The 20,055-nt window shown below is 66.6% G+C and carries 19 protein-coding genes; 6 read left to right on the forward strand and 13 right to left on the reverse strand.

All coding sequences use genetic code 11. The annotated features are described in order from the left end of the window. Window positions 1-61 precede the first annotated feature (61 nt). Window positions 62-997, forward strand: a complete 936-nt coding sequence (locus tag AC3A4E_RS15560) for a hypothetical protein (RefSeq protein WP_487632391.1) — start codon at window positions 62-64, stop codon at window positions 995-997. Here AC3A4E_RS15560 and glmU read toward each other — a convergent pair. Next, a complete protein-coding gene (gene glmU / locus AC3A4E_RS15565) occupies window positions 963-2,327 on the reverse strand; it encodes a bifunctional UDP-N-acetylglucosamine diphosphorylase/glucosamine-1-phosphate N-acetyltransferase GlmU (protein WP_487632392.1) in 1,365 nt (454 codons plus the stop codon). The two genes, AC3A4E_RS15560 and glmU, sit on opposite strands and share 35 nt — an antisense overlap. A gap of 61 nt (window positions 2,328-2,388) precedes the next feature. Here glmU and AC3A4E_RS15570 point away from each other — a divergent pair, with 61 nt between their 5' ends. Then, a complete protein-coding gene (locus AC3A4E_RS15570) occupies window positions 2,389-4,401 on the forward strand; it encodes a DUF2339 domain-containing protein (protein WP_487632393.1) in 2,013 nt (670 codons plus the stop codon). After that, window positions 4,398-4,781: a GtrA family protein gene (locus AC3A4E_RS15575; protein ID WP_487632394.1), complete on the forward strand. Its 384-nt coding sequence runs from the start codon at window positions 4,398-4,400 to the stop codon at window positions 4,779-4,781. Before AC3A4E_RS15570 ends, AC3A4E_RS15575 begins: the two co-directional genes overlap by 4 nt. Window positions 4,782-4,999: 218 nt before the next feature. Here the strand turns inward: AC3A4E_RS15575 and AC3A4E_RS15580 are convergent, their stop codons facing one another. The 9 genes from AC3A4E_RS15580 to AC3A4E_RS15620 form a co-directional block, all read right to left on the reverse strand. Continuing rightward, window positions 5,000-5,425 carry a F0F1 ATP synthase subunit epsilon gene (locus AC3A4E_RS15580; RefSeq protein ID WP_232137407.1) on the reverse strand — a complete coding sequence of 142 codons (426 nt, stop codon included), beginning with the start codon at window positions 5,423-5,425 and terminating at the stop codon, window positions 5,000-5,002. A gap of 125 nt (window positions 5,426-5,550) precedes the next feature. Then, complete coding sequence (gene atpD, locus AC3A4E_RS15585) at window positions 5,551-6,951, reverse strand: F0F1 ATP synthase subunit beta (RefSeq protein WP_232137408.1); 1,401 nt, start codon at window positions 6,949-6,951, stop codon at window positions 5,551-5,553. A 39-nt stretch (window positions 6,952-6,990) separates the two neighbouring features. Next, window positions 6,991-7,851, reverse strand: coding sequence for a F0F1 ATP synthase subunit gamma (gene atpG, locus AC3A4E_RS15590; RefSeq protein ID WP_159681459.1), 861 nt, complete (start codon window positions 7,849-7,851; stop codon window positions 6,991-6,993). 88 nt (window positions 7,852-7,939) lie between these two features. Continuing rightward, window positions 7,940-9,505, reverse strand: a complete 1,566-nt coding sequence (gene atpA, locus AC3A4E_RS15595; RefSeq protein WP_487632395.1) for a F0F1 ATP synthase subunit alpha — start codon at window positions 9,503-9,505, stop codon at window positions 7,940-7,942. A gap of 52 nt (window positions 9,506-9,557) precedes the next feature. Next, complete coding sequence (locus AC3A4E_RS15600; protein WP_232116622.1) at window positions 9,558-10,085, reverse strand: F0F1 ATP synthase subunit delta; 528 nt, start codon at window positions 10,083-10,085, stop codon at window positions 9,558-9,560. Between the two features lie 5 nt (window positions 10,086-10,090). Next, a complete protein-coding gene (locus AC3A4E_RS15605; protein ID WP_232137414.1) occupies window positions 10,091-10,561 on the reverse strand; it encodes a F0F1 ATP synthase subunit B in 471 nt (156 codons plus the stop codon). A 108-nt stretch (window positions 10,562-10,669) separates the two neighbouring features. Then, a complete protein-coding gene (gene atpE, locus AC3A4E_RS15610; protein WP_159681455.1) occupies window positions 10,670-10,960 on the reverse strand; it encodes a F0F1 ATP synthase subunit C in 291 nt (96 codons plus the stop codon). Between the two features lie 83 nt (window positions 10,961-11,043). Beyond that, complete coding sequence (gene atpB / locus AC3A4E_RS15615) at window positions 11,044-11,841, reverse strand: F0F1 ATP synthase subunit A (RefSeq protein ID WP_465075578.1); 798 nt, start codon at window positions 11,839-11,841, stop codon at window positions 11,044-11,046. A 28-nt stretch (window positions 11,842-11,869) separates the two neighbouring features. After that, window positions 11,870-12,247, reverse strand: a complete 378-nt coding sequence (locus AC3A4E_RS15620; RefSeq protein WP_487632396.1) for a hypothetical protein — start codon at window positions 12,245-12,247, stop codon at window positions 11,870-11,872. A 451-nt stretch (window positions 12,248-12,698) separates the two neighbouring features. Between AC3A4E_RS15620 and AC3A4E_RS15625 the strand changes: the two genes are divergently transcribed. Further along, window positions 12,699-13,613 (forward strand): TonB-dependent receptor, encoded by a 915-nt coding sequence (locus AC3A4E_RS15625; RefSeq protein ID WP_487632397.1) that lies wholly within the window; start codon window positions 12,699-12,701, stop codon window positions 13,611-13,613. Between the two features lie 101 nt (window positions 13,614-13,714). On the opposite strand, the gene lpdA is transcribed toward AC3A4E_RS15625, so the two are convergent. From lpdA to aceF, 3 genes are read right to left on the reverse strand one after another with little or no spacing between them, the layout of a single operon-like run. Next, complete coding sequence (gene lpdA, locus AC3A4E_RS15630) at window positions 13,715-15,541, reverse strand: dihydrolipoyl dehydrogenase (protein ID WP_487632398.1); 1,827 nt, start codon at window positions 15,539-15,541, stop codon at window positions 13,715-13,717. After that, window positions 15,541-17,160: a GNAT family N-acetyltransferase gene (locus AC3A4E_RS15635; protein WP_487632399.1), complete on the reverse strand. Its 1,620-nt coding sequence runs from the start codon at window positions 17,158-17,160 to the stop codon at window positions 15,541-15,543. Before AC3A4E_RS15635 ends, lpdA begins: the two co-directional genes overlap by 1 nt. Before the next feature lie 16 nt (window positions 17,161-17,176). Beyond that, entirely contained in the window at window positions 17,177-18,907 is a 1,731-nt protein-coding gene (gene aceF, locus AC3A4E_RS15640) for a dihydrolipoyllysine-residue acetyltransferase (RefSeq protein WP_487632400.1), read from the reverse strand. 72 nt (window positions 18,908-18,979) lie between these two features. On the opposite strand from aceF, the gene AC3A4E_RS15645 reads away from it, so the two are divergent. Both AC3A4E_RS15645 and AC3A4E_RS15650 read left to right on the forward strand, forming a co-directional pair. Continuing rightward, window positions 18,980-19,216 (forward strand): hypothetical protein, encoded by a 237-nt coding sequence (locus AC3A4E_RS15645; protein WP_487632401.1) that lies wholly within the window; start codon window positions 18,980-18,982, stop codon window positions 19,214-19,216. 167 nt (window positions 19,217-19,383) lie between these two features. Continuing rightward, complete coding sequence (locus AC3A4E_RS15650) at window positions 19,384-20,028, forward strand: OmpW/AlkL family protein (RefSeq protein WP_487632402.1); 645 nt, start codon at window positions 19,384-19,386, stop codon at window positions 20,026-20,028. The last annotated feature ends 27 nt before the right edge of the window (window positions 20,029-20,055 follow it).

Raw genomic sequence — 20,055 nt, forward strand, 5'->3', positions numbered from 1 at the left:
CGCCCCGGCCGAAGGCGCGACGATCGGGCAGAATCGAAGGCCTGGTCCACGGCGATTCCAGATGCGATTCCGATTCCGCACGCTCGCGTTGCTTGTGCTGTGTCTGGGGACCGCCCCCACAGTGGCGCAACGCGCGAAGAGTCTGGACGCAGTGCCCGGCCTGCTGAAGAGTGCGGAGGCAAAAGCCGTCTGGGCCGAGCAGATGGAAGGTCGCCCGGCGCCCGATCATCTAGGCAACCGCGACCTCGCCGGTCTCGATGCCGGAACGCTGCGTCGGCTGCTGGTACCCGATGTCGCGGCCAACCGCATCGTGCAGCTCGGCGCGCGACGCTGGGCGCAGCATCCCGGTCACGTCGTCGCACTCGTCTGCTATCGCGATGAGGTCGCCTGCAACGCGCCCACGGAACCGGGCTGCGAAACCGGGGACACCGCACAGGTCCTCGGTGTGTTGCGTGTCGATGATGCGGGCAATGCACACCTGGTCGCGCGCCTGCGACTCGACGAAGGTATTGCGTGGCCGCTGCTCTCCTGGGACGGCACTCAACCGCTGCGGCTGGAAGAGGCCGGCACGGCCGCGATCCCCGAACGCTGGGAGCGCTTCGACCTCGCCGCCTATCGCCTGTCGGACGGTCCGCCCGCGCTGGGCCTGCGGGGCGGCTGGTCGGAAGGTTACGCCGGCGGCGGCGCGTTCTACTCGGCGCTGTATCTGTTCGAGCTGCGCAGCGACACGTTGAAGCAGGTGTTCGGCGCGGAGATGTCGATGTATCGCGACATCGCGGGCAACTGGAACGACGACGGCACCCGCGAACACCACATCGAGGAGTGGGCAGGCGTTCTCATTGTCGAGTCGCGCGCGCACCAGGGTCGCCAGGATCTGCGCCTGCGCGAGCGCGACGGTCGCGGGTGGCGACCTGTACCGCTGGTCGCCTGCAGCAGATGGCTACCGCCGCGTGGAGTGAGCATCAGCGCTTCTTCGGCCGCTGCCAGCCTTCGATGACCGTCTGTCGGCCGCGTGCAACCGCCAGTTTGCCGTCCGGCACGTCGCTGACGATGACCGAGCCGGCCCCCGTCATCGCGTCATGGCCGATGCGCACCGGTGCAACCAGTGCAGCATTCGAGCCGATGAACGCCCGGTCGCCGATCACCGTCTTCGACTTGTTCACCCCGTCGTAGTTGCAGGTGATCGTGCCGGCGCCGATGTTGCTGCCGGCGCCGACCTCCGCATCCCCCAGATAGGTGAGGTGGTTGGCCTTGCTGCCGACACCGATCGTGGTGTTCTTGGTCTCGACGAAGTTGCCGATGTGCACGCCATCGGCGAGGACCGTGCCGGGACGCAGGCGCGCGAACGGACCGATCGTCACCGCGCCTTCCGCGCGCACGCCTTCGAGGTCGCAATGCGCACGCACCTCGGTGCCCGCGCCCAGACCCGCGTTTCTCAGGCGGCAGAACGGACCCACGCGGACGCCGTCACCGAGTTCGACGCGCCCTTCGAAGATCACGTCGACATCGATCTCGACATCGTTGCCGACGATGACCTCGCCGCGGATGTCGATGCGCGCTGGATCGGCGAAGCGCGCGCCGGCCACGCACAGGGCGCGTACCGCGCGCAGTTGCCATGCACGTTCGAGCTGCGAAAGCTGCCAGGGATCGTTCGCGCCTTCCGCCTCCAGCGGGTCGTCGACCATGAAGATCTGCGCGGCGCTGTACTCGTCGGCAGCCATCGCGAACACATCGGTCAGGTAGTACTCGCCCTGCGCGTTGTCGGACGACAGGCGGGTCAGCCACGCCTTCAACGCGGTTGCCTCGGCCGCCAGGATGCCGGTGTTGACCAGGGCGATACGACGCTGCGCCTCGTCGGCATCCTTGTGCTCGACGATCGCACCCACGTGGCCTTCCGGATCACGCACGATGCGGCCGTACCCGGTGGGATCCTCGAGTTCGGCCGCCAGCACCGCAAGGCGGCCCTCGAACCGGAGCAGACCGCGCAGGGTCTCGGCACGCAGCAGCGGCACATCGCCGTACAGCACCAGCACCTGCGCGCCATCGGGCACCTCGGGCATCGCCTGGCGCACCGCGTGACCGGTGCCGAGCTGCTCGCGCTGCTCGGACCAGTGCAGATCGGGCTGGTCGGCGAACGCGGCCTGGACCTGCTCGCCGCGATGGCCGTAGACGACATGGATGCCGGCCGGCTCGAGCGCGCGCGCCGCCTCGATGACATGCCACAGCATCGGTCGCCCGGCGATCTTCTGCAGCACCTTGGGCAGCGATGACTTCATGCGCTTGCCCTCGCCTGCGGCGAGGATGACGACGTGCAGCGGTGCGGTCATGGCATTCGAAAAGCGGGAGGGGCATCGATGATAATGCACCCCTTGTACGTCAGGATCGACGATGTCCCGCATCGAAGCGAACATGCCTCCGCCGGGCGGATCGCACTGGAAGACCGCGCTGTGGCTGCTCGGTCCCGCTCTCGTGCTGATCGGCCTGACGGTACACGGGGTCTGGCACGAACTGCCCTGGGAGCGCTTCGCGCTCTCGCTCGTGCTCGCGGTGGTCGCGACCCTGGTCGCATGGCCGCTCGCGCGTTTCGCGCGTTGGCGCTGGGCCTCTGCACTGGGCGTGGTCTGGTGTGCGGCGCTGGTGCTGTATGCCGGCCCCCTGCCCGTACTGGCGACCACCCTGATCGCCGTTGCCGGGCTGGCCCTGGGCTTGCGCTGGATACCCGCCGACGTGCCGGGCCGCCTCGCGATCGCAGCCGTGTCCGGCTACGCGGTGATCACCGGGATCGCGGGCTGGCTGGTCTCGCTGCCGCTTCATGTTCCGCTCGTCTGGCTGCTTGTTCTCGCAACCCCGATCGCCCTGAACAGGCACGCGTTGCGTGCCCAGTGGCAGGCCACGCGCGTCGACTGGCGCGCGTTCGTCGCCGCATCACCAGGGGGCGCCGCTGCAGCGGTGATGTTGCTTGGACTGGCCTCCACCGGAGCATGGCTGCCCACCATGCAGATGGACGATCTGACCTACCACCTCAATCTGCCGGCGCAGCTTGCGCAGCACGCGCGCTACCTTGGGGATCCTGCGCACAGCGCATGGGTCTACGCGCCGTGGATGGGGGATGTCGGACAGGGCCTGGCGTGGCTGCTGGCCGGGCGCGAAGCGCGCGGTGCGGTGAATGCCTTCTGGCTGGTGAGCGCCGCGATCGCACTGGCCGGCTGTGCACGGGCGCTGGGGGCGGTGCCTGCCGAGCGCATTGCCGTCGTCGCACTGTTCGCAAGCTTTCCGCCACTGGTCTGGCTGATGGCCGGCATGCAGACCGAACTCCCCGCAATGGCCGTCCTGTTCTCGCTGGTCGCGCTGGTGCTGCACGACCGCAGCGGCCGGCATCTGGCGGCGATGACGCTGCTGATGGCGGCGCTGGCAGCGCTCAAGCCGATGCACGCACTCGCTGCAGTGCCTCTGCTGATCTATGCCGCACGCTATGCGCCCGGTCGCTTGCTGCGAAAGCTGCCGATGCTGGCGGCACTGGCCATCCTGATCGCAGGTTCGAGTTACGCACACGCGTGGTGGCATACCGGCAACCCGTTCTTTCCGTTGTTCAATGCGGTGTTCCAGTCACCGCACTACCCGCTCGAGAACATGTCCGATACACGCTGGCTCAGCGGCTTCGGGCCGTCGCTGCCGTGGTCCATGACCTTCGAGAGCAGCCGGTTCGTCGAGGCCTGGGACGGCGGCATCGGGTTTCTCTGGGTCGGTCTCGCGGGCGCCTGGCTGCTTGCCCTGCGCCGCCGTCCCACGCGTGCATTCGCAGGCGTGGCGCTCTGCATCGCGCTGCTGCCGCTGGTGCCGATGCAGTACGCGCGCTACGCCTTCCCCGGTCTGCTCCTGCTGTTGCTGCCCGCACTGAGCGGCAGCCGGGCGGAGGTCGGGCCGCGTGTGTGGCGATGGCCGGTCATCCTTCTATGCGTGCTCAGCCTTGCCTATCAGGCCAATGCCGGCTGGACCCACCACTCCGCTGCACTCAAGCGCGCGATCCGCGCGCCGGGTGTACCGGACGCGGTGTTGCCCTACTACGTCGCCGAACGGACGTTGATCGCGAGACTGCCTGCGGACGACACCGGCGTGGTGCTGGCGACCGATCCGCAGCGCGGGCATGTCGCCGAACTCGCCGGGCGCGGGCGGCAGATGTCGATCCATGCGCCCACGCTCGCTGCAGCGCGTGAGGCGGCCGACCTCGACGGCAGTGGCGACGCCTGGCGCGCGTTGTTCGAGCAACTCGATGCGCGATGGATTCTGGTGACCGAAGACACGGCTTCGCCGGCACTGGTGCGCGCGTTGACCGGGGACCCGGGCATCGAGCACGTCGACACGTTGAACGGCATCGCCCTGTGGCGGCGGACGCCCCGTTGAGCCTGACCCGCCAAGGTCGCCGTTACATCGCGATCGGCCTGCTGCAGTGGCTGGTGGACTGGGGCATGGTCGTGGCCCTGACCCACTTCGGAATGCCGGTGGCACCGGCGAATGTGGCGGGGCGTGTCACCGGCGCAATGATGGGCTACTGGCTCAATGGCAAACTGACGTTCGCGGGCGACGATACGGCCCTGGGCGTGATCCAGCTACGCCGCTTCATGCTGATGTGGCTCACCACCACGCTGGTCAGCACCTGGGCGATGACGCAGGTCGACGACGTGTTCGGGCTGAAGTGGGTCTGGCTGGCGAAGCCTGCGATCGAACTGGCGCTCGGCGCGGTGGGATTCGTGCTGTCGCGGTACTGGATCTACAAGCGCTGAGGCGTCGCGCGGATCTGCGATCTGGTTTCACGACGCGGCAGTCGCAACACGGAAACGCGGCGCGCCGTGTGCCAGCGTCGATGCCCGAATGCTGTCATTGGATCGCATTACATCCGCGATGGTTGAAACAACGCCCGTCGCTGAATTCGGAATGGTGTACGCAGACGCGGAAACGCCGGCGCAAGGCCGGCGTTCCAGATGCAGCATGGCGCGATGGATCAGTGCTTGAGGGTCTTGCGCAGACGCTCGAGCGCCTGCAGCTGGACCACGGCCTCGGCCAGCTTCTGCTGGGCTTCGGCGATGTCCATCGCCTCGCCGCGGCCGGCCAGGATGCGCTCGGCCTCGTCCTTGACCGCCTTCACTGCGGCCTCGTCGATGTCGTCGGCGCGGATCGCGGTGTCGGCCAGGATCGTCACGACCTGCGGCTGCACTTCGAGAATGCCGCCGCCGATCGCGAAATCGAGCACTTCGCCATTGGCCTGGGTCACGACGACCTTGCCCGGCTTCAGACGCGTGATCAGCGGTGCGTGGCGCGGCGCGATGCCGAGCTCGCCGAGCTCGCCGGTGGCCACGACCATGGTCGCTTCGCCGTGGAAGATCTCGGCTTCTGCGCTGACGATGTCGCAACGGATGGTGGTGGTCATGGCGGTCTCGCTCTGCTCGACGTGTAAGGGGTGAAGCGTTAGAACGGGCGCGTGCGGCGCACGCTCAGGTGGTGAGGGAAGCGGGGCAACACTGACGCCCTCGCCTCCTCACGACCTCACGGCATTTACGCCGCGATCTTCTTCGCCTTCTCGACCGCTTCGTCGATGCCGCCGACCATGTAGAACGCCTGCTCGGGCAGGTGGTCGTATTCGCCGTCGACGATGCCCTTGAAGCCGCGGATCGTTTCCTTCAGCGCGACGTACTTGCCCGGCGAACCGGTGAAGACTTCGGCCACGTGGAACGGCTGCGAGAAGAAGCGCTCGATCTTGCGCGCGCGCGACACGGCCTGCTTGTCTTCTTCCGACAGCTCGTCCATGCCCAGGATCGCGATGATGTCCTTGAGCTCCTTGTACTTCTGCAGCGTCGACTGCACGCGCTGGGCGGTGTCGTAGTGTTCGTTGCCGATGACGTTCGGGTCCATCTGGCGGCTGGTCGAGTCCAGCGGATCGACGGCCGGGTAGATGCCGAGCGAGGCGATGTTGCGGCTCAGCGTCACCGTGGAGTCGAGATGGGCGAAGGTCGTCGCCGGCGACGGGTCGGTCAGGTCGTCCGCGGGTACGTAGACGGCCTGGATCGAGGTGATCGAGCCGGACTTCGTCGAGGTGATGCGCTCCTGCAGCACGCCCATTTCCTCGGCGAGCGTCGGCTGGTAGCCCACGGCCGACGGCATGCGGCCGAGCAGCGCCGACACTTCGGTACCGGCCAGCGTGTAGCGGTAGATGTTGTCGACGAACAGCAGCACGTCCTTGCCGCGACCCGATGCGTCCTTCTCGTCGCGGAAGTACTCGGCCATCGTCAGGCCGGTCAGCGCGACGCGCAGGCGGTTGCCCGGCGGCTCGTTCATCTGGCCGTAGACCATGGCCACCTTGTCGAGGACGTTGGAGTCCTTCATCTCGTGGTAGAAGTCGTTGCCCTCACGGGTACGCTCGCCCACGCCGGCGAACACCGACAGGCCTTCGTGCGCCTTGGCGATGTTGTTGATCAGTTCCATCATGTTGACGGTCTTGCCGACGCCGGCGCCGCCGAACAGGCCGACCTTGCCGCCCTTGGCGAAGGGACACATCAGATCGATGACCTTGATGCCGGTTTCCAGCAGCTCGGTGGACGACGACTGGTCTTCGTACGACGGTGCCGCACGGTGGATTTCCCAGTGGTCGGTGGCTTCGACCGGACCGGCTTCGTCGATCGGGCGACCCAGCACGTCCATGATGCGGCCGAGCGTGCCCGGGCCGACCGGCACCGAGATGCCGCGGTCGGTGTTGGTCGCGATCAGGTTGCGCTTCAGGCCGTCGGTGGAACCGAGCGCGATCGCGCGCACGATGCCGTCACCGAGCTGCTGCTGCACTTCCAGCGTGATCTCCGTGCCTTCGACCTTCAGTGCGTCGTAGACCCTCGGTACTTCGTTGCGCGCGAACTCGATGTCGACGACCGCGCCGATGATCTGAACGATCTTGCCCTGACTCATTGCTGCATTCCTCTAGAAGAATTCTGGTGCGCGTACGGATCAGACCGCTGCGGCGCCGCCGACGATCTCGGAGATTTCCTGGGTGATCGCTGCCTGGCGGGCCTTGTTGTAGACCAGCTTGAGCGTGTCGATCAGCTTGGTGGCGTTGTCGCTCGCGGACTTCATCGCGACCATGCGTGCGGCATGTTCGGAAGCCACGTTCTCCATCACCGCCTGGTACACGAGCGATTCGATGTAACGCGTCAGCACGTGGCCGAGCACCGATTCGGCGTCCGGCTCGTAGATGTAGTCCCAGTCGTGCTTGACCACCTGCGTCTCGGCGGCCGGCAGCGGCAGCAGCTGATCGAAGCTGGCCTTCTGGGTCATCGTGTTGACGAAGTGGTTGTAGGCCAGGAACACACGGTCGACGCGGCCGTCGGTGTAGCCGTCGAGCATCACCTTGATGATGCCGACCAGCTGCTCGACTTCCGGCGTGTCGCCGATGTGGGTGACGCTGCCGACCATGTCCACCTTCAGGCGGCGGAAGAACACCGTCGCCTTCGTGCCGATGGTCACCACGTCGACCTGCACGCCCTTGTCCTGCCAGGCGCGGATCTCGCCCAGCAGCTTGCGGAACATGTTGTTGTTCAGACCGCCGGCCAGGCCGCGATCCGAGGACGCGACGATGTAACCGACGCGCTTGACCTCACGCTCGACCAGGTACGGATGCTGGAACTCGGAGCTGGCCTGGGCGAGATGCCCGATCAGCTGCTTCATCGCGTTCGCATACGGGCGCGATGCCTTCATCCGATCCTGCGCCTTGCGGATCTTCGACGCGGAGACCATCTCGAGCGCGCGCGTCACCTTGCGGGTGTTCTGCACGCTCTTGATCTTCGTCTTGATTTCTCTGCCGCCGGCCATCTCTTATCCCTGCTTGGGGCGGGTGTGCACCCGCCTTGGCTTACCTGTGCTCACCGCATCGGGCGGACGAAACGTCCGCCGCGATCGCTTACCAGCTGCCGGTGGTCTTGAAGTCGGAGATGCCCTGCTTGAAGGCGCCTTCGATCTCGTCGTTCCAGCCGCCGGTCTGGTTGATCTTGCCGACCAGTTCGCCTGCGGTGTTGTCGAAGTGCGCGTGCAGGCCTTCTTCGAACGCGAGCAGCTTGGCGACCGGCACGTCGTCGAGGTAACCCTCGTTGACGGCGTAGATCGTCAGCGCCTGGTGCGCGATCGACATCGGCTTGTACTGCTTCTGCTTCATCAGCTCGGTGACGCGCTGACCGCGCTCGAGCTGCTTGCGGGTGGCTTCGTCGAGATCCGAGGCGAACTGCGCGAACGCGGCCAGCTCACGGTACTGGGCGAGCGAGATGCGGATGCCGCCCGAGAGCTTCTTGATGATCTTGGTCTGCGCCGAACCACCGACGCGCGACACCGAAATACCGGCGTTCACGGCCGGGCGGATGCCGGCATTGAACAGGTCGGTTTCCAGGAAGATCTGGCCGTCGGTGATCGAGATCACGTTGGTCGGCACGAACGCCGAGACGTCACCGGCCTGCGTTTCGATGATCGGCAGTGCGGTCAGCGAACCGGTCTTGCCGGTCACGGCGCCGTCGGTGAACTTCTCGACGTACTCCTCGGACACGCGCGCGGCGCGCTCGAGCAGACGGGAGTGCAGATAGAACACGTCGCCCGGATAGGCTTCGCGGCCCGGCGGGCGCTTGAGCAGCAGCGAGATCTGGCGGTAGGCGACGGCCTGCTTGGACAGATCGTCGTACACGATCAGCGCGTCTTCGCCGCGGTCCATGAAGTACTCACCCATCGTGCAGCCCGAGTAGGCGCTGATGTACTGCATCGCGGCCGATTCGGACGCGGTGGCGGCAACGACGACGGTGTGCGCGAGCGCGCCGTTCTCTTCGAGCTTGCGCACGATGTTGGCGACGGTCGAGGCCTTCTGGCCGATCGCCACGTAGACGCACTTGATGCCGGTGGTCTTCTGGTTGATCACGGCGTCGATCGCCATCGCGGTCTTGCCGGTCTGGCGGTCGCCGATGAGCAGCTCGCGCTGGCCGCGGCCGATCGGGATCATCGAGTCGACCGACTTGTAGCCGGTCTGCACCGGCTGGTCGACCGACTTGCGCCAGATCACGCCCGGCGCGACGCGCTCGACCGGCGCGCTGAGCTTGGCGTCGATCGGACCCTTGCCGTCGATCGGCTCGCCGAGCGCGTTGACGACGCGGCCCAGCATTTCCGGACCGACCGGCACTTCGAGGATGCGACCGGTGGTCTTGGCCACGTCGCCTTCGCGCAGGTGCTCGTAGTCACCCAGCACCACGGCGCCGACCGAGTCGCGCTCCAGGTTCAGGGCGAGTGCGTACGTGGCGGAACCGTCTGCCGCGTTCGGCAGTTCGATCATTTCGCCCTGCATCACGTCGGCCAGGCCGTGCAGACGCACGATGCCGTCGGCGACCGAGGTCACGGTGCCTTCGTTGCGCGATTCGGCGCTCAGCTTGACCTTCTCGATGCGGGACTTGATCAGCTCGCTGATTTCGGAAGGATTGAGTTGCGTGGTAGCCATCGGGGGTTCCCTTGAGCCGGCGTTGCCGCCGACGTTGCAATTGAAAATCGTGTCAGTGCGTCAGAGCGGACTGCAGGCGCGCCAGCTTGCCCTTGAGCGAGCCGTCGATCACCACGTCACCGGCCGAGATCACCGCGCCGCCGATCAGCGATGCGTCCACGGCCGTTTCGACCTGGACCTCGCGACCGAAACGACGCTTGAGCGCGGCGCGGATCTGCTCCACTTCTGCGTCCGGCAGTTCGGCTGCCGACGTCACCGTCGCCAGCACGATGTGCTCGGCTTCGGCGCGCAGCTCCTCGTACTGGCCGGCAATCTCCGGCAGCTGTGCGAGACGGCCGTTGCTGGCCAGCAGCGTGAGGAAGCCGGCGAACTTCTCGTCGGCGCCCTCCGGTGCGAGCAGCGCGACGGCATCGTCGTGCGACAGCGCCGGGTGGCCGAGCAGCGCGGCCGCCTGCGGATCGGCAGCGACGCGGGCCGAGAACGCGAGCGCGTCCGACCACGGCGCGAACTGGCCGCCGTCACGCGCGATCGCGAACGCGGCGCGGGCATACGGACGGGCGATCGTCATGGCCTGGCTCATCGGGCTCAGATCTCCGCGGCGAGTTCGTCGAGCAGCGCCTTGTGGGCGTTGGCGTCGATCTCACGCTTGAGCAGACGCTCGGCGCCGGTCACCGCCAGGCTGGAGACCTGACGACGCAGCTCTTCGCGTGCACGGGTGGCCGAGGCCTGGAGTTCGGCGTCGAACATCGCCTTCTGGCGCAGGCCCTCTGTGACCGCTTCGGCCTTGGCGGCCTCGACGATCTGGGTGCCACGCTGGTGGGCCTGCTCGATGATCTCGTTGGCCTTCGCACGCGCGGCCTTGAGTTCTTCGTTGGCGGTTTCCTGGGCCTGCGCGAGGGCGCGCTGGCTGTTGTCCGCCGCGGCCAGACCTTCGGCGATCTTCTTCTGGCGCTCCTCGATGGCACTGAGCAGCGGCGGCCAGATCTTGGTCGCGATGATCCAGATCAGACCGGCGAACGCCAGTGCCTGGGCAATTAGGGTCAGACCGATATTCATGGGCTTGTGACTGCCTGTCGTGAAGGGTTGGGCGCGCGGACGCGCCCCCTGTCATCCACCGGTGCGGTCATGCGCGAGGCATGCACCGCACTGGAAGCGTCAGCTGGATCAGCCCGCGAGCTGCGCGGCGACCGGGCCGATGAACGGCGAAGCGAACGCGAACAGCAGGCCGACGGCGACCGAGATGATGAACGCGGCGTCGATCAGGCCGGCGGTGATGAACATGCGGACCTGCAGCACCGGGATCAGCTCGGGCTGGCGCGCGGCCGACTCGAGGAACTTGCCGGCCATGATGGCCAGGCCCAGACCCGCACCCAGCGCAGCCAGGCCGATCATGATGCCGATGGCCAGAACGGTCGAAGCCTGGATCTGGGCGAACGAGGTCAGTGCGATTTCCATTGTTTTCTCCGGAGCGGATTGCTTGGTAAGGGTGGAACCAGGGATTGGGGTGTTACGAAAGCGGTGTCACGTGACGCTGCCGATCAGTGGTCGTCCTCGGCCAGGCTGAGGTAGACGATCGACAACATCATGAAAATGAAGGCCTGCAGCGGAATGACCAGCAGGTGGAACAGCATCCAGCCCAGGCCGAGCACGCCGCCGCCGAGCACACCCAGCAGGCTCGCGCCGCCGAGGACCCAGATCAGCAGGAACACGATCTCGCCGCCGAACATGTTGCCGAACAGTCGCATCGCCAGCGAAATCGGCTTGCTCAGCCACTCGACGATGTTGAGGATCAGGTTGAACGGCACCATCCACTTGCCGAACGGTGCGAACAGGAATTCCTTGGTCATGCCGCCGACGCCCTTGGCGCGCAGGGCGAAGAAGACCGTCAGGAAGAACACGCTGATCGACAGGCCCAGCGTCGCGTTGACGTCGGCGGTCGGCACCGGCTTCCAGTACGCCACGCCCATCAGCTCGAGCGGCTTGGCGATGAAGTCCGCCGGAATCATCTTCAGCAGATTCATCAGCAGGATCCAGAAGAACAGCGTGATCGCGATCGGCGTCACCAGCTTGCTGGAACCGTGGTACGTGTCGCGGGCCTGCTTGTCGACGAACTCCAGGCAGATCTCGACGAACGCCTGCCACTTGCCCGGCACGCCGGCCGTCGCCTTGCGGGTCGCCATCCAGAATGCGAACACCATCAGGCCGCCCATCAGCAGGGCGGTGATCAGCGTGTCCACGTGCAACGTCCAGAAGCCGCCTTCGCCGGTCGACGCGGTCAGGTTCTGCAGATGGTGCTGGATGTAGCTGGTTGGGGTCAGTTCCGCATCAGCTGCCATAAGATCGAAAACCCTGCCTGTGATTGGTTCAGTGCCTGGCCAGAGGCCGGGCCATTGCGAGCAACTGCGCGAAGAGCGCGACGATGACCCCGGCGAGCATCGGAACCGGCGGCAAACCCGCCATTCCCACGCCCAGCAGCAGAACCGCCACCACCACGACCCACTTCAACGCCACCCCTGCCAACAGCCGCGCAAGCGCACCTGTCGACGGATTGACCCCACCCCCCAGCGCGATGACGCTCGACAGCCAGCCCCCGAGTGCGATCGCCGCACCGCCGAGACCCGCCGCCAGCGCCCAGTCGGCTCCCTTTGCGAGGAAGGCGAGCGCTGTCACCGCGACTGCGACCGCCTGCCAGGCGATTGCGCGCTGTGCCAGCCGCCGACCCACTGCGACGGACGTCAACACTTCAAAGGATTCCACTGTCTGGAGGACACGGGGCGCAGCAATCGGCCCCGTCGAGCCGCAAAAGTATAGCAGCGGCGTCATTTCCCCCACAACCGGCGGAGGTCCTGTTTCGGAACAATCGACACATGGCGTGCGGGTCAGACTGTCCGAAGCCGCGTATTCACAATTTTATGCGGATTTCGTCGCGTCCACCCGGAACTTCGGCGCGCCGGACCAGTCCTATGCATGTGTCCGATCTGCCGTCCTTCCTCGTCGGTCCCGTCTGCAGATCGTCACCCCGAGCCCCGGCCCGCCCGCCGGGGCTCTTTTTTTGGGCGCGTCTCCGGATCATCGACACGGCCTGGGCGGCTTCCGCAGGCAACAGAAGCGAACGTCGGTCACATGACGACTTCACGTCGGAAAGACTGCCGGTTAACGAACATCGCACGCCTCCCTCAGGAAGACTCCCCCGATGTCACGACCCGCGTCCCGTTTCGCCCTTGCCCTGCTCTCGACCGCCATCCTCGCCACGCTTGCCACCGCAGCGCAGGCGCAGAGCCGCGATGACCGCTTCGTCCTGCGTCTCAGCGCGTTCAATCCGGAGGCCGAACTGGGCTTCTCCGGCACCGGCGTGGTGACCGACGGCAGCGACACCGCGACCTTCGGCTTCGACGAAAGCTTCGACACCGGCCGTGAATGGCGTCCGCGTGGCGCGATCGGCTTCCGCATCAGTGACCGCCAGGCACTGGTCGGCAACTTCTACGACTACCGTCGCGACGAGACCTGGGAGTACGGCGGCAACGTGCTCGATACCGGCACGATCATCCCCGGCGGCGACGCCATCGAGATTCCGGGCGCCCGCATCGACGGACGCCTGTCGTTCCGCCTGGCGAACCTCAACTACGAGTACGCGGTCGTCAAGAACGACAGCTTCGAATGGGGCCTGGGCCTGGGCGTGACCTACGCCAAGCTCGAAGCCACCGCCAACGGCGCCTCGACCGGTACCGACCTGCTGGATCCGGAGTTCGAGAGCGTCGGCTGGGAGCGCGACGGCTTCTCCCCCGGCCTGCACACCCGCCTGACCTGGACCCCGGCCGAGCGCTGGACCGTGGGCCTGGAAGCGCAGTACCTCGATACGACCTGGGGCAACATCCTCGACGAGGAAGGTCACTTCGAGCGCGGCGGCCTGCTGGTCGAGTACATGGTCAGCGAGCGCGTCGGCCTGCACGTCGGCTACGACTGGTTCCGTCTGAAGCTCAAGGACCAGTACCGTGGCACCGCGCGTGCGCCGTCGGGTATCGATGCGGGTCCGTTCCCGTACTCGGGCGAGGTCACCGGCGACCTGAAGGTCCACGGCCCGATGGCCGGTGTGACGTTCCGCTTCTGATTCGAGACATCGATCCGCGCGCCTGAGACAGGCGCGCGGAAATGAAAAAGCCCCGGCATGCCGGGGCTTTTTCGTGGGCGCGGACGTGCTGTCCCGCGCGCTTACTTCTTCTTCGGAATGTAGAGATCGGTGATCGTGCCATCGAACACTTCCGCCGCCATCGCCACCGATTCGCTGAGCGTGGGATGCGGATGGATGGTGTGGCCGATGTCGGCAACTTCGGCGCCCATCTCGATCGCAAGACCGGCTTCGGCGATCAGATCGCCCGCATGTACGCCGACGATGCCGGCGCCGACGATGCGATGCGTGGCCTCGTCGAAGATCAGCTTGGTGAAGCCCTCGGTGCGGCCGATGCCGATCGCGCGACCGCTGGCCGCCCACGGGAACTTGCCGACGCCGACCTTGAGACCCTTGGCCTTGGCTTCGGTTTCGGTGATGCCGACCCACGCGATTTCCGGATCGGTGTAGGCGACCGACGGAATCACCCGCGCCACCCATTCCTTCTTCTCGCCGGCGGCGACTTCGGCCGCGAGCTTGCCTTCGTGCGTGGCCTTGTGCGCCAGCATCGGCTGACCGACCAGATCGCCGATCGCGAAGATGTGCGGCACGTTGGTGCGCATCTGCGCATCGACGGCGATGAAGCCGCGATCCGATACGCGCACGCCGGCCTTGTCGGCGGCGATCTTGCCGCCGTTCGGCGTGCGACCCACGGCCACCAGCACGCGGTCGAAGGTCTTCGTGTCCGGAATGCTCTCGCCTTCGAACACGACATCGATGCCGGTCTTCGCGGCTTTCGCCTCGACGACCTTGGTCTTGAGATGCGCGGACACGCCCTGCTTCTTCAGACGATCGGCGAGCGGCTTGACCAGATCCTTGTCGGCGCCGGGCATCAGCTGATCGGCGAGTTCGACGACGGTCACCTCCGAGCCGAGCGCGTGATAGACCGTCGCCATCTCCAGGCCGATGATGCCGCCGCCGACGACGAGCAGCTTCTTCGGCGTTTCCGCAAGTTCCAGTGCGTCGGTCGAATCCATGACGCGCGGGTCGTCCCACGGGAAACCGGGCAATTTCAACGCCTGCGAGCCGGCGGCGATGATGCACTGCTCGAAGCGCACGAGCTGGGTCTTGCCGTCGCTGCCGGTGACTTCGATCTCGTTCGACGACACGAACAGGCCTTCGCCGGTGACCACGCGCACCTTGCGCTGCTTGGCCATGCCGGTCAGGCCCTTGGTCAGCTGACCGACGACCTTTTCCTTGTAGCCGCGCAGCTTGTCGAGGGCGATCGTCGGTGCGCCGAAGTCGACGCCGTAATCGCTGGCGTGCTTGGCCTGGTCGATGACCTCGGCCGCGTGCAGCAGCGCCTTCGACGGAATGCAGCCGACATTGAGGCAAACGCCGCCGAGTGTCTCGTAACGCTCGATCAGCACCGTGTCGAGGCCGAGATCGGCCGCGCGGAATGCGGCGGTGTAACCACCGGGACCGGAGCCGAGCACGACGACGCGGCATTCGACATCCGCGGTGCGGCCCGACGACGGCGCAGCCTTGACCGCCTCCGGCTCGGCCGGCGCGCGATGCGAGCGCGCGACCGGCGGATTGCTGCCGGGCGCTTCACTCTTCTTCGCCGGCGCGTCGGCCGTTTTTTCGGTCTCGGCAGGCTTGGCCTCGGCCGCAGGCGCATCGCCTTCGCCTTCGGCCTCGATCACCGCGACCACACTGCCTTCCGACAGCGTGTCACCGACCTTGACCTTCAGCTCCTTGACCACGCCGGCATGCGAGGACGGCACTTCCATCGTCGCCTTGTCCGATTCCAGCGTGACCAGGCTCTGGTCCTTGGCGACCGTTTCGCCGACCGCGACCAGCACCTCGATCACCGGCACATCGTCGAAGCCACCGATGTCGGGCACTTTCACTTCGAGGGTATTGGCCATCAGGAATTCTCCGGGGTCTGTTGCGTGGGGTCGGACAGCGCCATGCGCGACGCCGGGCGTCGTGCCCAGGTCAGCGAGTACAGGTCATGGCGGCGGTCGTTGAGGTTCTGCACCGTGCCGTCGTTGCGGGCCACGGTGAGATCGTTGAGGCGCAGGTCGGCGAAGGCCACCTGCTCGACGTTCGGCGTGGTGTCGGCGGCGATGCCGTCACGCGCGAACGGGAAATCGCAGGGCGTCAGGATGCAGCTCTGCGCGTACTGGATGTCGAAGTTGTTGACGCCCGGCAGGTTGCCGACGTTGCCCGACAGCACGACGTAGCACTGGTTCTCCACCGCGCGCGCCTGCGAGCAGTAGCGCACGCGCAGATAGCCTTCGCGGGTGTCGGTGCAGAACGGCACGAACAGGATCATCGCGCCCTGGTCGACCAGGTGGCGGCCGAGTTCGGGGAACTCGCTGTCGTAGCAGATCATGACGCCGATCGGACCGCAGTCGGTCATGATCGCCTGCGCGCTGTCGCCGCCGCCGATGCCCCACCAGGTGCGCTCGTTGGGCGTGGGATGCAGCTTGTCGCGCGTGTGCAGCGAGCCGTCGCGCAGCGCGACGTAGCAGATGTTGCGCACCTTGCCGTCTTCACCGTCGCTGGTCCGCGTGGGATGCGAGCCGCCGATGATGTTGATGTTGTGGCGCACCGCCAGTTCGCACAGCAGCTGCGCGAACCGTTCGGTGTAGCCGGTCAGCGCCAGCAGCGAATCGACCGGCGACAGCGGCTTGTTCTCGACCGACAGCAGCTGCAGCGTGAACAGTTCGGGGAACACGACGAAATCGGCGCGGTAGTCGGCGGCGATGTCGACGAAGTACTCCACCTGCGTGGCGAATTCCTCGAACGACGCGACGCGGCGCTGCTGGTACTGCACGGTCGCCACGCGCACCGAATCCGGCAGCGGGCGCTGCGTGCCGCGCGTCGGCGCGTTCGCATCGATCTTGGGATTGCGCCAGAGCAGATGCGCGGCATAGCCCGCCGATTCGAGATCCTGCGGCAGGTAGCCGGGCAGCACGCCGATCAGTTCGAAGCCGTTGCGCAACTGGAAGCTCAGCGCGCGATCGCGCACCCGGCCGGCGACCACGTCGGCGACGTAGGCGCGCACATCGCCCTGATACCGGCGCGAGCGACGCGAGAAGCCCGGCAGACGTCCGCCGAACACGATGCCCTTCAGACCGAGGTCCTGGCACAGGCGCTTGCGCAGTTCGTACATGCGTCGGCCAATGCGCAGGCCGCGATGCGCCGGATCGACGCAGACCTCCATGCCGTAGAGCCAGTCGCCCGTCGACAGATGCCGCGACGCGTAGCCGCCGCCGGAAATCTCCTGCCAGCGATGCGGCGCCATCGCCGCGCGCTCGTCGATGCGGAAGGTCGCGCAATAGCCGACCGCCACATCGTCGTAGTACGCGACGAACACGCCCTGCGGGAACTGGGCGATCTGGCCGTTGAGCATCTCGGCCGTGTAGCCGTTCTCGTGACCGTAGATGCGCTCGCTGAGCGCGACGATCGCCGGGATGTCGGCGATGCCGGCATGGCGCAACGTCAGTCGCGCCCGCTCGCGCGTGGACGTGTCGCTCATGCCGGGCCCGGGCCGGTTACAGCAGCACCCGGCGCATGTCGCCGAGCAGCTGCGCCAGCGTCGCGGTGAAGCGCGCGGCCGCGGCGCCGTCGATGACGCGGTGGTCGTAGGACAGCGACAGCGGCAGGGTCAGGCGCGGCTGGAAGGCCTTGCCGTCCCAGACCGGCTTCATCGCCGACTTCGACACGCCGAGGATCGCGACTTCCGGTGCGTTGACGATCGGGGTGAAGCTGGTGCCGCCGATGCCGCCGAGCGAGCTGATCGAGAAGCAGCCGCCCTGCATGTCGGCCGGGCCGAGCTTGCCGTCACGCGCCTTCTTCGCCAGCGCGGACATCTCCTGCGAGATCTCCATGACGCCCTTCTTGTCGGCGTCGCGGATCACCGGGACGACCAGACCATTCGGGGTGTCGGCGGCGAAGCCGATATGGAAGTACTTCTTGAGCGTCAGGTTTTCGCCCGACGCGTCGAGCGAGCTGTTGAAGCGCGGGTACTGCTTGAGCACCGCAACCGAGGCCTTGATCAGGAACGCGAGCATGGTCAGCTTGACGCCCGCCTTCTCATTCTCCTTGTTGAGCTGCACGCGCAACGCTTCGAGGTCGGTGATGTCGGCATCGTCGTGCTGCGTGACGTGCGGGATCATCGCCCAGTTGCGCGCGAGGTTGGCCGCCGAGATCTTCTGGATGCGGCCCAGTTCCTGGACCTCGATCTCGCCGAACTTGGCGAAGTCGACCTTCGGCCACGGAAGCAGGTTGAGACCGCCGCCCGCCGCTGCCGGCGCACCGGACGCGGCCTTCGCGCCGCCACCCTGCAATGCACTCTTGACGAAGGACTGCACATCCTCGCGGATGATGCGGCCGCCCTTGGCGCTGCCCTTGAGCTGGGTCAGATCGACGCCGAGCTCGCGTGCGAACAGACGCACCGCGGGACTGGCATACGGCACCTTGTCGGGGAAGATCGCATCGGCGTCGAACCGCACCGGCGGATTGCCGCCGCCCGGCGCGCGATGTTCGATCGAAGCTTCGGCAATCTTGTCGGGTTTGCTCTGCGTCGCGACCGGCTCGACCTTGTTGTCATCGGTGCCCTTGGCCGGCGCGGCGGCCGGCTCGGACGCCGCGGCAGGTGCATCGCCCGCGGCTTCGATGATCGCGACCACGGCGCCTTCCGACAGCGAGTCGCCGACCTTGACCTTCAGCTCCTTGATGACGCCGGCGACCGCGGCCGGGACTTCCATCGTGGCCTTGTCGGATTCCAGCGTGATCAGGCCCTGGTCCTTCTCGACCGTGTCGCCGACCGCGACCAGCACTTCGATCACCGGCACGTCGTCGTAGCCGCCGATGTCGGGCACCTTGGATTCCTGCGTCCCGCCACCGCCGGACTGCGCCTTCGGCGCCTCGGCCTTCGCGGCCGGTGCGGCTTTCTCGGCGGCAGGCGTGCCGGCAGCCTTCGGGGCTTCGGTCTTCGCGGGCGCTTCGGCCTTCGCCGGTGCCTCCGCCTGGGCGTCACCGCCCTCGGCTTCGATGATCGCGACCACGCCGCCTTCCGACAGGGTGTCGCCGACCTTGACCTTCAGTTCCTTGATCACGCCCGCGAACGGCGCCGGCACTTCCATCGTGGCCTTGTCCGATTCGAGCGTGACCAGCCCCTGGTCGACCGACACCGTATCGCCGACGGCGACCAGCACCTCGATCACCGGGACATCGTCAAACCCGCCAATGTCGGGAACGCGTGCTTCTTTCAGGTCGGCCATGCGGCCCTCCGGGCAAGTCGTGACCGACTATTGTGGCCCCAGCCTTGCTTCCCGCCAACTGTCGTGTGGCGTATGGCGGGCGGGATTGCGCCCGGTGTCATCTTCGTGGCGCGAATCGGTCATGGATCGCGTCGCCCGCGACAACCGTCGAACGTGACGCGCGGCGCCCACCGGCGGCAGTGGAACGCTGTTTCGCACAGCCGCGATTCGATCGGGATTCACGAAAGAAACCGCGATCAGATCACCACCGATCGCATCACCAAGGGCTTCGCACTGAACGCTCTGGATGGAGATCCGAACGTGCAGTGAAGGGTTGCGATCCCTTCAGATTTCGCCAATCGCGCATTCAGTTCCTGATCGTCAGCATGGCTCCGCCTTCCCGAAGAGGGAGGTCGTGGAACCGGTCCACCGGCCCGCGACAGAGAGACCCGCCGCAATCAGGTGGCGGGTGACGATCAAAAAAGAGGAGTTCCCCCATGCTGAAGTTCCGTACCCATGCCCTGGCCCTCGCCACCCTCGCCGCCGTTGCGGCCGCGCCGGCAGCGTTCGCGCAGGATTCGTTCGGCCAGAGCGACACGGCGGCCGGCAAGCGCTTCTCGGTCGTCGGCGGCGCCACGCTGCTGCAGCCGAACAACGACACCAGCCGCAATGACGGCATCAAGGTCGATGGTGGCCCGGCGCCGACCGCGTCGTTCTCGTACAACTTCACCGACAACATCAGCGCCGAGCTGTGGGGTGCGCTGGATTCGTTCGATCACCGCGTCCGTCAGGACGGCCCGAAGATCGGCACGGTCGAGCAGCAGCCCATCGCGCTGAGCGGCCAGTACCACTTCGGTGATGTGGACAACACCTTCCGCCCGTTCCTGGGCCTGGGTTACCACCACTCCAACATCAGCAATGAAGATCTGAACCCGGGTGGCAACCACATCTCGCTGACCACGCCCAAGGGCGCGATCGGTACGGTGGGTGTGGACATGAACATCACCCCGACCTGGTTCGCCCGCGCCGATGCACGCTACCTGCGCAGCCGCGCGGATGTGCGCGAGGCCGGCGTCAACACCGGGCAGGAGCTCAAGCTCGACCCGTGGACCGTCGGTTTCGGTATCGGCGCGCGCTTCTGATCCAGCGCCACCGCGACATCCAGTCGT

Source organism: Luteimonas sp. Soil_N_1 (genome assembly GCF_057656255.1).

What these genes read in the sequence shown, in the direction of transcription:
- AC3A4E_RS15560 (WP_487632391.1), top strand. Translation starts at nt 62, where the DNA reads ATGCGATTCCGATTCCGCACGCTCGCGTTGCTTGTGCTGTGTCTGGGG.
- glmU (WP_487632392.1), bottom strand. Translation starts at nt 2,327, where the DNA reads ATGACCGCACCGCTGCACGTCGTCATCCTCGCCGCAGGCGAGGGCAAG.
- AC3A4E_RS15570 (WP_487632393.1), top strand. Translation starts at nt 2,389, where the DNA reads ATGTCCCGCATCGAAGCGAACATGCCTCCGCCGGGCGGATCGCACTGG.
- AC3A4E_RS15580 (WP_232137407.1), bottom strand. Translation starts at nt 5,425, where the DNA reads ATGACCACCACCATCCGTTGCGACATCGTCAGCGCAGAAGCCGAGATC.
- atpD (WP_232137408.1), bottom strand. Translation starts at nt 6,951, where the DNA reads ATGAGTCAGGGCAAGATCGTTCAGATCATCGGCGCGGTCGTCGACATC.
- atpG (WP_159681459.1), bottom strand. Translation starts at nt 7,851, where the DNA reads ATGGCCGGCGGCAGAGAAATCAAGACGAAGATCAAGAGCGTGCAGAAC.
- atpA (WP_487632395.1), bottom strand. Translation starts at nt 9,505, where the DNA reads ATGGCTACCACGCAACTCAATCCTTCCGAAATCAGCGAGCTGATCAAG.
- AC3A4E_RS15600 (WP_232116622.1), bottom strand. Translation starts at nt 10,085, where the DNA reads ATGAGCCAGGCCATGACGATCGCCCGTCCGTATGCCCGCGCCGCGTTC.
- AC3A4E_RS15605 (WP_232137414.1), bottom strand. Translation starts at nt 10,561, where the DNA reads ATGAATATCGGTCTGACCCTAATTGCCCAGGCACTGGCGTTCGCCGGT.
- atpE (WP_159681455.1), bottom strand. Translation starts at nt 10,960, where the DNA reads ATGGAAATCGCACTGACCTCGTTCGCCCAGATCCAGGCTTCGACCGTT.
- atpB (WP_465075578.1), bottom strand. Translation starts at nt 11,841, where the DNA reads ATGGCAGCTGATGCGGAACTGACCCCAACCAGCTACATCCAGCACCAT.
- AC3A4E_RS15625 (WP_487632397.1), top strand. Translation starts at nt 12,699, where the DNA reads ATGTCACGACCCGCGTCCCGTTTCGCCCTTGCCCTGCTCTCGACCGCC.
- lpdA (WP_487632398.1), bottom strand. Translation starts at nt 15,541, where the DNA reads ATGGCCAATACCCTCGAAGTGAAAGTGCCCGACATCGGTGGCTTCGAC.
- AC3A4E_RS15635 (WP_487632399.1), bottom strand. Translation starts at nt 17,160, where the DNA reads ATGAGCGACACGTCCACGCGCGAGCGGGCGCGACTGACGTTGCGCCAT.
- aceF (WP_487632400.1), bottom strand. Translation starts at nt 18,907, where the DNA reads ATGGCCGACCTGAAAGAAGCACGCGTTCCCGACATTGGCGGGTTTGAC.
- AC3A4E_RS15645 (WP_487632401.1), top strand. Translation starts at nt 18,980, where the DNA reads ATGGCGGGCGGGATTGCGCCCGGTGTCATCTTCGTGGCGCGAATCGGT.
- AC3A4E_RS15650 (WP_487632402.1), top strand. Translation starts at nt 19,384, where the DNA reads ATGCTGAAGTTCCGTACCCATGCCCTGGCCCTCGCCACCCTCGCCGCC.